Origin of the sequence: Citrobacter sp. RHBSTW-00887, assembly GCF_013728095.1 — a bacterium.
GTDB lineage: Bacteria > Pseudomonadota > Gammaproteobacteria > Enterobacterales > Enterobacteriaceae > Citrobacter > Citrobacter braakii.
In genome coordinates this window covers 3,456,809-3,471,803 of record NZ_CP056267.1, presented here as the reverse complement: position 1 = coordinate 3,471,803, position 14,995 = coordinate 3,456,809, and the positions used below count along the sequence as shown (strand labels likewise).

At 52.4% G+C, this 14,995-nt stretch carries 13 protein-coding genes; 12 read left to right on the top strand and 1 reads right to left on the bottom strand.

Annotated elements, in window-relative coordinates; genetic code table 11:
* Window positions 1–38: 38 nt before the first annotated feature.
* The 12 genes from serC (at window position 39) to HV314_RS16600 (ending at window position 14,166) form a co-directional block, all read left to right on the top strand.
* Entirely contained in the window at window positions 39–1,127 is a 1,089-nt protein-coding gene (serC, locus tag HV314_RS16655; RefSeq protein ID WP_181546203.1) for a 3-phosphoserine/phosphohydroxythreonine transaminase, read from the top strand.
* Between the two features lie 68 nt (window positions 1,128–1,195).
* A complete protein-coding gene (gene aroA / locus HV314_RS16650) occupies window positions 1,196–2,479 on the top strand; it encodes a 3-phosphoshikimate 1-carboxyvinyltransferase (protein ID WP_115190738.1) in 1,284 nt (427 codons plus the stop codon).
* 233 nt (window positions 2,480–2,712) lie between these two features.
* Window positions 2,713–3,396, top strand: coding sequence for a (d)CMP kinase (cmk, locus tag HV314_RS16645; RefSeq protein WP_181546201.1), 684 nt, complete (start codon window positions 2,713–2,715; stop codon window positions 3,394–3,396).
* Between the two features lie 113 nt (window positions 3,397–3,509).
* Window positions 3,510–5,183 carry a 30S ribosomal protein S1 gene (rpsA, locus tag HV314_RS16640; RefSeq protein WP_003035776.1) on the top strand — a complete coding sequence of 558 codons (1,674 nt, stop codon included), beginning with the start codon at window positions 3,510–3,512 and terminating at the stop codon, window positions 5,181–5,183.
* A 160-nt stretch (window positions 5,184–5,343) separates the two neighbouring features.
* Window positions 5,344–5,628: an integration host factor subunit beta gene (gene ihfB / locus HV314_RS16635; protein WP_003035780.1), complete on the top strand. Its 285-nt coding sequence runs from the start codon at window positions 5,344–5,346 to the stop codon at window positions 5,626–5,628.
* 206 nt (window positions 5,629–5,834) lie between these two features.
* Window positions 5,835–8,099 carry a ComEC family protein gene (locus HV314_RS16630; RefSeq protein WP_181546199.1) on the top strand — a complete coding sequence of 755 codons (2,265 nt, stop codon included), beginning with the start codon at window positions 5,835–5,837 and terminating at the stop codon, window positions 8,097–8,099.
* 36 nt (window positions 8,100–8,135) lie between these two features.
* Window positions 8,136–9,884 carry a lipid A ABC transporter ATP-binding protein/permease MsbA gene (msbA, locus tag HV314_RS16625; RefSeq protein WP_046275669.1) on the top strand — a complete coding sequence of 583 codons (1,749 nt, stop codon included), beginning with the start codon at window positions 8,136–8,138 and terminating at the stop codon, window positions 9,882–9,884.
* Window positions 9,881–10,858 carry a tetraacyldisaccharide 4'-kinase gene (lpxK, locus tag HV314_RS16620; RefSeq protein ID WP_181546197.1) on the top strand — a complete coding sequence of 326 codons (978 nt, stop codon included), beginning with the start codon at window positions 9,881–9,883 and terminating at the stop codon, window positions 10,856–10,858. Before msbA ends, lpxK begins: the two co-directional genes overlap by 4 nt.
* Window positions 10,859–10,899: 41 nt before the next feature.
* A complete protein-coding gene (locus HV314_RS16615; protein ID WP_181546195.1) occupies window positions 10,900–12,132 on the top strand; it encodes a winged helix-turn-helix domain-containing protein in 1,233 nt (410 codons plus the stop codon).
* Window positions 12,133–12,183: 51 nt separating this feature from the next.
* Window positions 12,184–12,366, top strand: coding sequence for a protein YcaR (ycaR, locus tag HV314_RS16610; protein WP_003035793.1), 183 nt, complete (start codon window positions 12,184–12,186; stop codon window positions 12,364–12,366).
* Window positions 12,363–13,109, top strand: a complete 747-nt coding sequence (kdsB, locus tag HV314_RS16605) for a 3-deoxy-manno-octulosonate cytidylyltransferase (RefSeq protein WP_016152452.1) — start codon at window positions 12,363–12,365, stop codon at window positions 13,107–13,109. Before ycaR ends, kdsB begins: the two co-directional genes overlap by 4 nt.
* 163 nt (window positions 13,110–13,272) lie before the next feature.
* Window positions 13,273–14,166, top strand: a complete 894-nt coding sequence (locus HV314_RS16600; RefSeq protein ID WP_016156120.1) for a YcbJ family phosphotransferase — start codon at window positions 13,273–13,275, stop codon at window positions 14,164–14,166.
* 35 nt (window positions 14,167–14,201) lie between these two features.
* On the opposite strand, the gene elyC is transcribed toward HV314_RS16600, so the two are convergent.
* Window positions 14,202–14,966 (bottom strand): envelope biogenesis factor ElyC, encoded by a 765-nt coding sequence (elyC, locus tag HV314_RS16595; RefSeq protein ID WP_049269627.1) that lies wholly within the window; start codon window positions 14,964–14,966, stop codon window positions 14,202–14,204.
* Window positions 14,967–14,995 lie beyond the last annotated feature (29 nt).

Genomic DNA, 14,995 nt, shown 5'->3' with positions numbered 1-14,995 from the left:
GATGTTGATTGGACAACAACACAACGTGGTGAGGGGAAATGGCTCAGGTCTTCAATTTTAGTTCAGGTCCGGCAATGTTACCGGCAGAAGTACTTAAACTGGCTCAACAGGATCTTCGCGACTGGAACGGTCTTGGCACGTCGGTGATGGAAATTAGCCACCGTGGCAAAGAATTCATCCAGGTCGCAGAGGAAGCGGAGCAGGATTTTCGCGATCTTCTCTGCATCCCCTCCAACTATAAAGTGTTGTTCTGCCATGGCGGTGGGCGTGGGCAGTTTGCGGGTATCCCGTTAAATATTCTGGGTGACAAAACCACGGCGGATTACGTTGATGCCGGTTATTGGGCCGCCAGCGCAATTAAAGAAGCGAAAAAATACTGTACGCCAAACGTTATCGACGCCAAAGTCACCGTTGACGGACTGCGTGCTGTTAAGCCAATGAGCGAATGGCAGCTTTCTGACAACGCGGCGTATTTGCACTATTGCCCGAATGAAACCATTGATGGCATTGCGATCGATGAAACGCCGAATTTTGCCAGCAATGTGGTGGTTACGGCGGATCTGTCCTCTACCATTCTTTCCGCACCGCTTGACGTGAGCCGTTATGGCGTAATTTATGCCGGGGCGCAGAAAAACATCGGCCCGGCCGGGCTGACCATTGTCATCGTACGTGAAGATTTGCTGGGTAAGGCTCATGTGTCATGCCCGTCAATCCTCGACTATACCGTGCTGAATGACAACGACTCCATGTTCAACACGCCGCCAACCTTTGCCTGGTATCTGTCTGGCCTGGTCTTTAAATGGCTGAAAGAGCAGGGCGGTGTTAACGCGATGGATAAAATTAACCAGCAAAAAGCGGAACTGCTGTACGGCGTAATCGATAACAGCGATTTCTACCGTAACGACGTGGCAAAATCGAACCGTTCACGCATGAACGTACCGTTCCAGCTTGCTGACAGCGCCCTGGATAAACTCTTCCTGGAAGAGTCTTTCGCTGCGGGTCTGCACGCGTTGAAAGGGCACCGTGTGGTCGGCGGTATGCGCGCGTCCATCTACAATGCAATGCCGCTAGAAGGTGTAAAAGCGCTGACCGATTTCATGGTCGATTTCGAGCGCCGCCGCGGTTAATCTGCTGTATTTTCATCCCCACAGCCAGTCTGTGGGGTTTTTATGTCTGTTTTTGAGAGTCGAGTTTCATGGAATCCCTGACGTTACAACCCATTGCGCGGGTGGATGGCACCATCAATCTGCCTGGATCCAAAAGTGTTTCTAACCGCGCTTTGCTGCTGGCTGCATTAGCAAATGGCACCACTGTCCTGACCAACCTGCTGGACAGCGATGATGTCCGCCATATGCTTAATGCTCTGAATGCGTTAGGAATTAGCTATACCCTTTCTGCCGACCGTACGCGTTGCGAGATTATCGGCAATGGCGGCGCGCTGCATGCCGAAGGCGCAGTGGAACTGTTCCTTGGCAATGCCGGAACCGCAATGCGCCCACTGGCCGCTGCGCTGTGTCTGGGCAGTAATGACATCGTGTTGACGGGCGAGCCGCGCATGAAAGAGCGCCCGATTGGCCATCTGGTTGATGCGTTACGCCAGGGCGGAGCCAACATAGAATACCTGGAGCAAGAAAACTATCCGCCTTTACGTCTGCGCGGTGGCTTTACCGGAGGACAGGTTGAGGTAGACGGCAGCGTATCCAGCCAGTTCCTGACGGCGCTGCTGATGACTGCGCCACTGGCGCCGCAGGATACGACGATCGCCATTAAAGGCGAGCTGGTATCCAAACCTTACATTGATATCACACTGAACCTGATGAAAACGTTTGGTGTTGAAATTGAGAATCAGAACTACCAGCGCTTTATTGTGCAGGGTCAGCAGCAGTATCAGTCACCGGGTGCATATCTGGTTGAAGGTGATGCTTCTTCCGCTTCCTATTTTCTCGCAGCAGGAGCCATTAAAGGCGGTACGGTAAAAGTCACCGGGATTGGCCGCAACAGTATGCAGGGTGATATCCGCTTCGCTGATGTGCTGGAAAAAATGGGCGCGGCCATTACCTGGGGCGATGACTTTATTGCCTGTACTCACGGTGAGCTGAACGCGGTAGACATGGATATGAACCATATTCCCGATGCGGCGATGACCATAGCCACGGCAGCGCTGTTCGCTAAAGGCACCACGACCTTACGTAACATCTATAACTGGCGCGTCAAAGAGACCGACCGCCTGTTCGCGATGGCGACCGAGTTGCGTAAAGTGGGCGCGATCGTTGAAGAGGGCGAAGACTATATTCGCGTTACACCACCGGCGACGTTACAGTTTGCGGAGATCGCGACCTACAACGATCACCGCATGGCGATGTGTTTCTCGCTGGTGGCGTTGTCTGACACGCCGGTGACCATTTTGGACCCTAAATGTACCGCCAAAACCTTCCCGGATTATTTCGAACAGTTGGCGCGTATTAGTACACCTGCCTGATCCTCACATCTGACGATCGCGCTCCGCATATTCGTGAGCGCATCGCTGCAGATAAAAAGTAAATCAGTGTCATCTTCCGGGCTGGTTTCTCGCCAGCCCGCTATAATTGCGCAATTCTTCCTCACATCGTTACAGACTAATCGGGTTTTTACACTCTGTGTTAACGATTATTAGCGTTGGCGCGTATAATGCGCGGCGTTCACGTTAACGTATGCCCGTTTAAGGAGAAAAAGATGACGGCAATTGCCCCGGTTATTACCATTGATGGCCCAAGTGGTGCAGGAAAAGGCACCTTGTGCAAGGCAATGGCGGAAGCATTGCAATGGCATCTGTTAGATTCAGGCGCGATCTACCGCGTACTGGCGCTCGCAGCGTTGCATCACCATGTTGATGTCACATCTGAAGATGCTCTGGTACCGCTTGCCTCACACCTGGATGTGCGTTTTATCTCAACGGACGGCAACCTGGAAGTCATTCTGGAAGGTGAAGATGTCAGCGGCGAAATCCGCACCCAGGAAGTAGCGAATGCCGCATCTCAGGTCGCTGCGTTTCCTCGCGTACGCGAAGCGCTGTTACGTCGTCAACGCGCGTTTCGTGAAGCGCCCGGCCTGATTGCCGACGGACGAGACATGGGGACCGTGGTGTTCCCGGATGCACCAGTGAAAATTTTCCTGGACGCCTCCTCGCAAGAACGTGCGCATAGACGTATGCTACAGTTGCAGGAAAAGGGCTTTAGTGTTAACTTTGAACGCCTTTTGGCCGAGATCGACGAACGCGATTTCCGCGATCGTAACCGTGCTGTAGCGCCGCTGGTTCCCGCTGCTGATGCTTTAGTTTTGGATTCAACCCGATTAAGCATTGAGCAAGTGATTGAAAAAGCGTTACAATACGCGCGCCAAAAACTGGCACTCGCTTAAGTGCGACCGAATTTGCAGTACCCCCGTTGCAATGGATTGACAGCGGGTATGTTAAACAACCCCATCCGGCATGGAGCCAGGTGGACGTTAAATATGAAACCTGAAGATTAAACATGACTGAATCTTTTGCTCAACTGTTTGAAGAATCCTTAAAAGAAATCGAAACCCGTCCGGGTTCCATCGTTCGTGGTGTTGTTGTTGCTATCGACAAAGACGTAGTACTGGTTGACGCTGGTCTGAAATCTGAGTCCGCCATTCCGGCAGAGCAGTTCAAAAACGCCCAGGGCGAGTTGGAAATCCAGGTTGGTGACGAAGTTGACGTTGCTCTGGATGCAGTAGAAGACGGCTTCGGTGAAACCCTGCTGTCCCGTGAAAAAGCTAAACGTCACGAAGCTTGGATCACGCTGGAAAAAGCTTACGAAGAAGCTGCAACCGTTACTGGTGTTATCAATGGCAAAGTCAAGGGTGGCTTCACTGTTGAGCTGAATGGTATTCGCGCGTTCCTGCCGGGTTCCCTGGTAGACGTTCGTCCGGTCCGCGACACGCTGCACCTGGAAGGCAAAGAGCTTGAATTCAAAGTAATCAAGCTGGATCAGAAGCGTAACAACGTTGTTGTTTCCCGTCGTGCCGTTATCGAATCCGAAAACAGCGCAGAACGCGATCAGCTGCTGGAAAACCTGCAGGAAGGCATGGAAGTTAAAGGTATCGTTAAGAACCTCACTGACTACGGTGCATTCGTTGATCTGGGTGGCGTTGACGGCCTGCTGCACATCACCGACATGGCATGGAAACGCGTTAAGCATCCGAGCGAAATCGTAAACGTTGGCGACGAAATCACTGTTAAAGTGCTGAAGTTCGACCGCGAGCGTACTCGTGTATCTCTGGGCCTGAAACAGCTGGGCGAAGATCCATGGGTAGCTATCGCTAAGCGTTATCCGGAAGGTACCAAACTGACTGGTCGCGTGACCAACCTGACCGACTACGGCTGCTTCGTTGAAATCGAAGAAGGCGTTGAAGGCCTGGTTCACGTTTCCGAAATGGATTGGACCAACAAAAACATCCACCCGTCCAAAGTTGTTAACGTTGGCGATGTAGTGGAAGTTATGGTTCTGGATATCGACGAAGAACGTCGTCGTATCTCCCTGGGTCTGAAGCAGTGCAAAAACAACCCATGGCAGCAGTTCGCGGAAACCCACAACAAGGGCGACCGTGTTGAAGGTAAAATCAAGTCTATCACTGACTTCGGTATCTTCATCGGCCTGGACGGCGGCATCGACGGCCTGGTTCACCTGTCTGACATCTCCTGGAACGTTGCAGGCGAAGAAGCAGTTCGTGAATACAAAAAAGGCGACGAAATCGCAGCTGTTGTTCTGCAGGTTGACGCAGAACGTGAGCGTATCTCTCTGGGCGTTAAACAGCTCGCAGAAGATCCGTTCAATAACTGGGTTGCACTGAACAAGAAAGGCGCAATCGTAAACGGTAAAGTCACTGCAGTTGATGCTAAAGGCGCAACCGTAGAACTGGCTGACGGCGTTGAAGGTTACCTGCGCGCTTCTGAAGCTTCCCGCGACCGCGTTGAAGATGCAACTCTGGTTCTGAGCGTAGGCGACGACGTTGAAGCTAAATTCACCGGCGTTGATCGTAAGAACCGCGCAATCAGCCTGTCTGTTCGTGCTAAAGACGAAGCTGATGAGAAAGATGCAATCGCAACTGTTAACAAACAGGAAGATGCTAACTTCTCTAACAACGCAATGGCTGAAGCTTTCAAAGCAGCTAAAGGCGAGTAATATCGAGTGCTCCTAAATCCTTTGTGCTGTTAACAGCACAAAGGGCGACGAGTAACTTGACAGATTACAGGATTCGTCCTGTAATCAATGACAAAGGGCGGCTAAGGCCGCCCTTAATCAATGCAGCAGCTAATTATGCCTTTAAGGAACCGGAGGAATCATGACCAAGTCAGAATTGATTGAAAGACTTGCAACCCAGCAACCTCATATTCCCGCGAAAGCGGTTGAAGATGCAGTTAAAGAGATGCTGGAACATATGGCCTCGACTCTTGCGCAGGGCGAGCGTATTGAAATCCGCGGTTTCGGCAGTTTCTCTTTGCATTACCGCGCACCGCGCACCGGACGTAATCCGAAGACCGGCGATAAAGTGGACCTGGAAGGAAAATACGTTCCGCACTTTAAACCAGGTAAAGAACTGCGCGATCGCGCCAATATTTACGGTTAAGTTTTTAGCGAGACTTAACGCCGAGAAAAGCACCCGCATGGGTGCTTTTTTCATTTCTGCCAGCCCATCCTGGAATCCCCGTCCCAGTTAATTTGCACGTTACAAGCGCCGCTAAATGTTAGCGGAATGCATACTGTATAACGCTAAATTGGCACCAGACAACCGTCGAGCATTACTGCACACTTCCTGCTACAGGGAGGTGACTGATGAAAATAACAACGGTTAGTACGAGTGCATTATTCGGCATTCTCCCGCTTATGCTATTACCTGCGTTACCTGACATGCTGTGCATCGGCGTTATATTTGGTCTGGCAATTCTGCTCTGTCTTATTTCTCACAGCCCTGTACGTTTCGTCGGATTAACCCTGCTATTTTTTCTTTGGGGAGTTCTGGCTGCGAAAGATGCGCTGTGGGCCGGTAATACGCTGCCTGCAAAAAGCCAGCAGGCCATCGTGCGGATAACCGGAACCGATAATATGACAACGCACTACGGCCAGATCACGCATCTGCAGGGGAAGCGAGTATTTCCTGCCATCGGAATTACTCTGTATGGGCAGTACCTACCCGGCAACGTTTGTGCGGGCCAGACATGGGCGATGACGTTGAAGGTTCGTGCTATACACGGTCAATTGAACGAGGGCGGGTTTGATAGCCAGCGTTACGCATTGGCGCAGCACCAGCTGCTGACGGGAAGATTTTTGCAGGCTTCGGTTATCACACAACAATGCAGTTTGCGTTCGCGGTATCTCTCCTCGTTGAAAAGCGCGCTCGCCGACTATCCCTGGCAGCAGGTTATACTGGGCCTGGGAATGGGGGAGCGCTTGTCCGTATCACAAGCGGTGAAAACCATTATGCGTGATACCGGTACGGCCCATTTGATGGCTATCTCCGGGCTGCATATTGCATTTGCCGCACTTCTGGCAGCGGGATTAATTCGCGCGGGGCAATTTTTTATGCCAACCAGATGGATTTGCTGGCAGGTTCCGTTAGTTGGCGGGATCGTCTGCGCAACATTCTATGCCTGGTTAACGGGGCTACAGCCCCCGGCATTACGTACGGTTGTTGCGCTACTGGTCTGGGGAGGGCTAAAACTCAGCAGCAGGCAGTGGAGTGGATGGTCGGTGTGGATCTGCTGTCTGGCAGCCATTCTGGTGGTGGATCCTGTCGCCGTTCTTTCACAAAGTCTGTGGTTGTCTGCTTTTGCCGTTGCGGCGCTGCTGTTCTGGTATCAATGGGTTCCGATGCCGGATTGGCCGCTGTCGCGCGTTGGACGCCAATTTCTGGCGCTTGCTCATTTGCAATTGGGAATTACGCTCCTGCTTCTGCCTGTGCAAATCGCGATGTTTCACGGTTTTAGCCTGACCTCATTTTTGGCCAATTTGTTTGCTGTACCGCTGGTTACGTTTATTTCCGTACCATTGATATTAGCAGGCATGATCGTGCATTTAACCGGGCTGGCGATGGTTGAGTCGAACCTATGGTATTTAGCGGATCGCTCCCTCGCGCTATTATTTTGGGAGCTCAGGAGCCTGCCTGAAGGGTGGATCAATATTGATGCACGTTGGCAATGGCTAGCATTTGTACCCGGACTCCTGTTCATCGCATATCGGCTGAACGCGTGGCGAACTATACCGGTAGTTTGCGTCACTGTGCTCCTTTTACTGAGCGCCCCGTTCTGGCGAACGTCACGTACTGATGTCTGGCAAGTGCATATGCTGGACGTCGGGCAGGGGCTGGCGATGGTAATTGCGCGCAATGGGAAAGCGATTCTTTACGATACCGGTCTGGCATGGCCTGAAGGCGATAGCGCGCAACAGCTGATTATTCCCTGGTTACGCTGGCACAACCTGGAGCCAGAAGGCGTTATTTTAAGCCACGAGCATATGGATCACCGGGGCGGGTTGCGCTCGCTGCAGCAAACCTGGCCGTCGCTATGGATAAGAAGCCCATTAGGTTGGGAAGGGCACCTCCCGTGTTTACGCGGGGAGCGCTGGCAATGGCAAGGGTTAACCTTTAGTGCGCATTGGCCCGTGCGTGGAAATAAAGATCTGGGAAATAACCACTCCTGCGTGGTTAAGGTCGATGACGGGCATCAGAGTATTCTGCTGACCGGAGATATTGAGTCTCCCGCTGAACAAAAAATGCTAAGTCACTACTGGCAGCATCTGCAGTCTACGGTGATACAGGTTCCACATCATGGTAGCAATACCTCATCATCGCAGGCGCTGATTCAGCGGGTCGGCGGGCAGGCCGCGCTAGCCTCCGCATCCCGTTACAATGCCTGGCGTCTCCCGTCCAGGAAAGTGAAGCAACGTTATCGGCAACAAAATTATCAATGGCTGGATACACCACACCAGGGGCAGATTACGCTGGATTTTTATCAAAAAAACTGGCGAATAAACAGCTTGCGGGATCAGATTTTACCTCGTTGGTATCATCAGTGGTTTGGCGTGTCGGAGGATAACGGGTAGAATATGCGGCTATTCTAACAAATGCTGGTTTTTTGAATGCATAACGATAAAGATCTCTCTACGTGGCAGACGTTTCGCCGACTATGGCCAACCATAGCGCCTTTTAAATCGGGTCTGATCGTGGCGGGTATAGCGTTAGTCCTTAACGCGGCCAGCGATACCTTCATGTTATCGCTCCTTAAGCCATTACTGGATGATGGTTTTGGTAAAACGGATCGCTCGGTGCTGCTGTGGATGCCGCTGGTGGTCATTGGACTGATGATAGTTCGTGGCTTAACCAGCTATGTCTCCAGCTACTGCATCTCATGGGTATCAGGCAAAGTGGTCATGACCATGCGTCGCCGCCTGTTTGGCCATATGATGGGCATGCCGGTCTCCTTTTTTGATAAACAGTCTACAGGTACACTATTGTCACGTATTACCTATGATTCAGAGCAGGTCGCGTCATCGTCCTCCGGCGCGCTGATCACGGTGGTACGTGAAGGGGCCTCAATTATTGGCCTGTTTATCATGATGTTTTATTACAGCTGGCAGCTGTCATTGATCCTGATTGTGCTGGCACCGATTGTATCAGTGGCAATCCGTGTGGTTTCCAAGCGCTTTCGTAGCATCAGTAAAAATATGCAAAACACCATGGGTCAGGTTACGACCAGTGCTGAGCAGATGCTGAAAGGCCACAAAGAAGTTCTGATTTTTGGTGGTCAGGAAGTCGAAACTAAGCGCTTTGATAAAGTCAGCAATAAGATGCGTTTGCAGGGCATGAAGATGGTTTCCGCCTCTTCTATCTCCGATCCTATCATCCAGCTGATTGCGTCTCTGGCTCTGGCCTTCGTGTTGTATGCAGCCAGCTTCCCAAGCGTAATGGAAAACCTGACTGCAGGGACAATTACGGTTGTCTTCTCCTCAATGATCGCGCTGATGCGTCCGTTGAAATCGCTGACCAACGTCAACGCGCAGTTCCAGCGCGGTATGGCGGCCTGCCAGACCTTATTTACGATTCTGGATAGCGAGCAGGAAAAAGATGAAGGTACACGCGAAATCGAACGCGCTACCGGCAATCTCGAGTTCCGCAACGTGACATTTACCTATCCGGGACGTGAAGTACCTGCGCTGCGCAACATCAACCTGAATATTCCAGCGGGGAAAACCGTTGCCCTGGTTGGCCGTTCGGGTTCAGGGAAATCCACCATCGCCAGCTTGATCACGCGCTTCTATGATATTGATGAAGGGCAGATTCTAATGGACGGACACGATCTACGTGAATATACCCTGGCATCCTTGCGCGATCAGGTCGCGTTGGTTTCGCAGAATGTGCACCTGTTTAACGATACGGTTGCCAACAACATCGCCTACGCGCGTACCGATTTGTATAGCCGTGAGCAGATCGAAAAAGCGGCGAAAATGGCTTACGCCATGGATTTCATCAATAAGATGGACAATGGCCTGGATACGGTGATTGGCGAAAACGGCGTCCTGCTATCTGGTGGTCAGCGCCAGCGTATCGCTATTGCCCGCGCCTTGTTGCGTGACAGTCCGATTCTGATCCTTGATGAAGCAACGTCGGCACTCGATACCGAGTCTGAACGCGCGATTCAGGCTGCTCTGGATGAGCTTCAGAAAAACCGTACCTCCCTGGTGATTGCTCACCGACTTTCTACCATTGAACAGGCGGATGAAATCATCGTGGTGGAAGACGGTATTATTGTTGAGCGTGGAACCCATAGCGAGCTGATTGAGCAGCGTGGGGTGTATGCACAATTACATAAAATGCAATTCGGTCAATGATCGCTCGAATCTGGTCTGGTGAGTCGCCGCTGTGGCGACTGTTACTCCCGCTCTCCTGGCTGTATGGCCTGGTGAGCGGGGGGATCCGCTTATGTTACAAGCTTGGGATTAAACGCGCGTGGCGTGCACCAGTCCCGGTTGTGGTGGTCGGAAACCTGACCGCGGGCGGCAATGGCAAAACACCAGTGGTGATTTGGCTGGTTGAACAACTGCGTCAACGTGGGATTCGCGTGGGCGTGGTGTCGCGTGGTTATGGCGGGAAAGCGGCTGCTTACCCGCTGTTACTGACCGCAGATACCACTACGGCAGAAGCGGGTGATGAACCTGTGCTGATCGCCCAACGTACCGGCGTGCCCGTAGCGGTATCCCCGGTAAGATCGGATGCGGTCAAAGCCATTTTGGCCCAACACGATGTGCAGATGATTGTGACGGACGATGGGCTACAGCACTACCGTCTGGCGCGAGATGTTGAAATCGTGGTTATTGACGGAGAACGTCGGTTTGGCAATGGCTGGTGGCTTCCCGCGGGTCCCATGCGGGAACGCGCAGGCCGGCTTAAATCGGTGGATGCGACTATCGTTAACGGTGGCGTTGCGCAGCCAGGGGAAATCCCTATGCGACTTGAACCGGGGCTGGCCGTTAATTTACGTACGGGTGAACGCCGCGATGTGTCGCAGCTGTCCAATATTGTCGCCATTGCGGGCATTGGCCATCCACCGCGTTTTTTTGCCACGCTGGAAGCATGCGGTGCCAGCGTGCAAAAAAGTATTGCGCTGGCAGACCATCAGTCTCTGACCTACAGTGACGTCAGTGCGTTTGCAGGCGCCAGGCAAACGCTGGTTATGACGGAAAAAGATGCGGTTAAGTGCCGTGCATTTGCCGATGAAAACTGGTGGTATTTACCTGTTGACGCTCATTTGTCAGGCGATCGGCCTGATATGTTGCTGGATAGCTTAATCTCGCTGACTCGCTAACTGATTCACGCTGCGGCAGCGAATCATTTATGAGGCCATAAATGTCGTTGCCGCGTCTTTCTTTGACGGATGCCCGTCATCTTCACCTTGCCGCTCAAGGGCTGCTGAAAAAAACACGCCGTCGGGCAACCCCAGCAGATATTCTTGCTACCATTTCGCGCATGTCGTTATTGCAAATCGATACCATCAATATTGTGTCGCGCAGCCCTTACCTGGTGCTGTTTAGTCGGTTGGGTGATTATTCGCCCCAGTGGCTGGATGACGCATTGCAGCGGGGCGAACTGATGGAATACTGGGCGCACGAGGCCTGCTTTTTGCCGCGTAGCGACTTTATGCTGATACGTCACCGCATGCTGGCCCCGGAGAAAATGGGCTGGAAGTATAAAGCGGAGTGGATGAAAGAACATGCGCATGAGATTGAGCTGCTGCTCCAGCACATCCAGCATAACGGACCAGTACGCTCTGCCGATTTTGAGCATCTGCGCAAGGGGGCCAGCGGCTGGTGGGCATGGAAACCGCATAAGCGTCATCTTGAAGGCCTGTTCACCGCCGGGAAAGTGATGGTGGTGGAACGGCGTAATTTCCAGCGAGTGTATGATTTAACCCATCGCGTCATGCCGCACTGGGATGATGAACGCGACCGGCTTTCACAGGAAGAAGCTGAAAGCCTCATGCTGGATAACAGCGCCCGCAGTCTGGGGATTTTTCGCGAACAATGGCTGGCAGACTACTATCGCCTGAAGCGTCCGGCGCTAAAAAACTGGTGCAACGTACGTGCACAGCAGCAACAGATTATTCCTGTCGATGTCGAAGGGTTAGGAACCTTGTGGCTGCATAGCCACCTTCAGCCGCTGCTGGAGCAGGCATTGACGGGTAAATTAACGGCGACGCATAGCGCAGTATTATCACCCTTTGATCCGGTGGTCTGGGATCGTAAACGGGCAGAGCAGCTATTCGATTTTAGCTATCGGCTCGAATGTTACACGCCAGCACCGAAACGTCAGTATGGTTATTTCGTCTTGCCGCTGCTGCATCGCGGGCAGTTAGTTGGGCGGATGGATACCAAAATGCACCGCAAAACGGGCGTACTGGAAGTGATTTCGCTGTGGTTACAGGATGGCGTCAAACCTGGGGTTACTCTGCAAAAAGGATTGTTTCAGGCGATTGATGATTTTGCCCGCTGGCAGCAGGCAACACGTGTGACGCTGGGACGCTATCCTGAAGGTTTATTTGCTGATGCGCGCCATGGTTGGGAAATAGACCCAGCACGGTAAGCGATTATGTTAATATTTACGGATTCACAATCCGGTCCATCTGGAGGAACTATGGATCATCGTCTGCTTGAAATCATTGCCTGCCCGGTATGCAATGGCAAACTCTGGTTTAACCAGGAAAAACAGGAACTGATTTGTAAACTGGATAACCTTGCTTTCCCACTGCGTGATGGCATTCCCGTGTTACTGGAAACCGAAGCTCGCGTTCTGACTGCTGATGAGAGTAAATCATGAGTTTTGTGGTCATTATTCCTGCGCGTTATGCGTCCACACGTTTGCCGGGCAAGCCGCTACTGGATATCAATGGCAAGCCGATGATCGTGCATGTGCTGGAACGTGCGCGTGAATCTGGCGCTGAACGTATTATTGTTGCGACCGATCACGAAGATGTCGCTCGCGCGGTAGAAGCGGTGGGGGGTGAAGTATGCATGACCCGCGCCGATCACCAGTCCGGTACGGAGCGTCTGGCGGAAGTCGTCGAGAAATGTGGCTTTAGCGATGATACCGTTATTGTGAACGTACAGGGTGATGAGCCGATGATCCCGGCGGTCATTATTCGCCAGGTCGCTGAGAATCTGGCACAGCGCCAGGTCGGTATGGCGACCCTTGCTGCACCGATTCACAGTGCGGAAGAGGCATTTAATCCGAATGCGGTGAAAGTCGTTCTGGACGCCGAAGGTTATGCACTCTATTTTTCACGCGCGACCATTCCGTGGGATCGCGACCGTTTCGCTAAAAGCCTGGAAACGGTGGGTGACACCTTCCTGCGACATCTGGGTATTTACGGCTATCGCGCCGGTTTTATCCGCCGTTATGTTAACTGGCAGCCTAGCCCGCTTGAGCATATTGAAATGCTGGAGCAACTACGTGTGCTGTGGTACGGCGAAAAAATTCATGTTGCCGTCGCCAAAGAAGTACCCGGTACAGGCGTAGACACTGCCGAAGATCTTGAGCGCGTTCGCGCCGAAATGCGTTAGTTTTTCTCACGACACTCCCCCTGATGACGCGAATTTTTGGGAGGAGTGTCGTATCGTTACGCTTTCCCGCCATTTTTCTTTTCATCAATTGATCTCATCCGGGTGACATCTGTCTGCACGACGCTCATTATGAAAGCAGTAGCATTTATGAGGGCAATCCGAAATGGAACAGTTGCGTGCCGAACTCAGTCATCTGTTGGGTGAAAAACTCAGTCGTATAGAATGCGTGAATGAAAAAGTGGATACGGCCCTGTGGTCACTGTACGACAGCCAGGGAAATCCGATGCCACTGATGGCGAGAAGTTTCACCACGCCGGGTATGGCGCAGCAGTTGGCATGGAAAACCTCCATGCTGGCGCGCAGTGGTACGGTGCGTATGCCCGTCATTTATGGGGTCTTAACCCACGAGGAACATCCCGGTCCTGATGTGCTACTGCTTGAGCGTTTACGTGGGGTGCCGGTGGAAGCGCCTGCCCGAACGCCCGAACGCTGGGAACATTTAAAAGATCAGATCGTAGAAGGTCTGCTGTCATGGCATCGGCAGGATAGTGCTGGCTGCGTGGGAATGGTGGATAACACGCAAGAGAATATCTGGCCATCCTGGTATCGTCAGCGGGTTGAGGTGCTGTGGACCACGTTAAATCAGTTCAACAATACCGGACTAACGATGCAGGACAAGCGGATCCTGTTTCGCACGCGTGAGTGTTTGCCTGCCTTATTTGAAGGATTCAATGATAACTGCGTGCTGATCCACGGTAATTTCAGTTTACGTAGCATGCTCAAAGATGCCCGTAGCGATCAGCTTCTGGCTATGGTGGGACCGGGGTTGATGCTGTGGGCGCCAAGGGAATATGAACTGTTCCGCCTGATGGATAATGCGCTGGCGGAAAGCCTGCTTTGGCAATACCTGCAGCGCGCGCCAGTGGCGGAGTCATTCATCTGGCGGCGCTGGTTGTATGTGTTATGGGATGAAGTGACGCAATTGGTCAACACCGGGCGCTTTAATCGTTCCAACTTTGACCTGGCAACGAAATCATTGCTGCCGTGGCTCGCATGATAAACATGTGAACACCTTATCAGGCAGCATTCCTGTCAATGTTCCGATCCCTTCAGCCACTGCCAGATGCGTCCCAGGGTTTCGTAACCAACGCGATCGCTGTGCATCAACCAGACGGGTGAAGGTATAGCGCGCTCCCACGGATTAAGCGGTGAATCAATTGCTAACTGATTGGCTGGCGCTGGCAGCGGATGCAAGCCGGCCTGCTGGAAGAAGATCATCGCCCGCGGTAAGTGGGAGGCAGAGGTTACCAGCAGGAACGGCGCATTGCCGATGGCCTTCTTTACCGCCGCGGCTTCTTCTTCGGTATCTTTGGGGTGATCCAGGGTGATGATTTCATCGGCTGGCACCCCCAGCGACTGCGCTACTCGGGCGCCAGCTTCTGCGGTACTGACGTTATTCGTCTTTGCGGCAGCGCCGGTAAAGATGAGCTTCGATCCCGGGTTTGCGCGCCATAGGCGAATACCTTCATTCAGTCGTGGAAGGCTGTTGCTGATCAGATTTGAACTCGGCGCCCACTGCGGATTCCAGGTATACCCTCCCCCCAGCACCACAATATATTCCACTTTTTGCGAACCTTGCCACGTTGGATAACTGTCCTCAATCGGTTTCAACAGTCTGTCGGCGACGGGCTGTAAACTAAGGAGTAACAGTGCCAGCCAACTCAGGCTAATACACACTTTCCCTGTTTTTTGAAAGCGACTGAACCAGACCAGCGCCAGGCCAATACCCATCATAATTAGCATCAGTGGCAGCGGCAGCATCATACCGCCAATCACTTTCTTCAGCGTAAAAAGCATCCTTTTTGGTTCCTTTTTTAACCATACAG

What these genes read in the sequence shown, in the direction of transcription:
- aroA (WP_115190738.1), top strand. Translation starts at nt 1,196, where the DNA reads ATGGAATCCCTGACGTTACAACCCATTGCGCGGGTGGATGGCACCATC.
- HV314_RS16630 (WP_181546199.1), top strand. Translation starts at nt 5,835, where the DNA reads ATGAAAATAACAACGGTTAGTACGAGTGCATTATTCGGCATTCTCCCG.
- ycaR (WP_003035793.1), top strand. Translation starts at nt 12,184, where the DNA reads ATGGATCATCGTCTGCTTGAAATCATTGCCTGCCCGGTATGCAATGGC.
- serC (WP_181546203.1), top strand. Translation starts at nt 39, where the DNA reads ATGGCTCAGGTCTTCAATTTTAGTTCAGGTCCGGCAATGTTACCGGCA.
- kdsB (WP_016152452.1), top strand. Translation starts at nt 12,363, where the DNA reads ATGAGTTTTGTGGTCATTATTCCTGCGCGTTATGCGTCCACACGTTTG.
- rpsA (WP_003035776.1), top strand. Translation starts at nt 3,510, where the DNA reads ATGACTGAATCTTTTGCTCAACTGTTTGAAGAATCCTTAAAAGAAATC.
- elyC (WP_049269627.1), bottom strand. Translation starts at nt 14,966, where the DNA reads ATGCTTTTTACGCTGAAGAAAGTGATTGGCGGTATGATGCTGCCGCTG.
- HV314_RS16600 (WP_016156120.1), top strand. Translation starts at nt 13,273, where the DNA reads ATGGAACAGTTGCGTGCCGAACTCAGTCATCTGTTGGGTGAAAAACTC.
- lpxK (WP_181546197.1), top strand. Translation starts at nt 9,881, where the DNA reads ATGATCGCTCGAATCTGGTCTGGTGAGTCGCCGCTGTGGCGACTGTTA.
- HV314_RS16615 (WP_181546195.1), top strand. Translation starts at nt 10,900, where the DNA reads ATGTCGTTGCCGCGTCTTTCTTTGACGGATGCCCGTCATCTTCACCTT.
- msbA (WP_046275669.1), top strand. Translation starts at nt 8,136, where the DNA reads ATGCATAACGATAAAGATCTCTCTACGTGGCAGACGTTTCGCCGACTA.
- ihfB (WP_003035780.1), top strand. Translation starts at nt 5,344, where the DNA reads ATGACCAAGTCAGAATTGATTGAAAGACTTGCAACCCAGCAACCTCAT.
- cmk (WP_181546201.1), top strand. Translation starts at nt 2,713, where the DNA reads ATGACGGCAATTGCCCCGGTTATTACCATTGATGGCCCAAGTGGTGCA.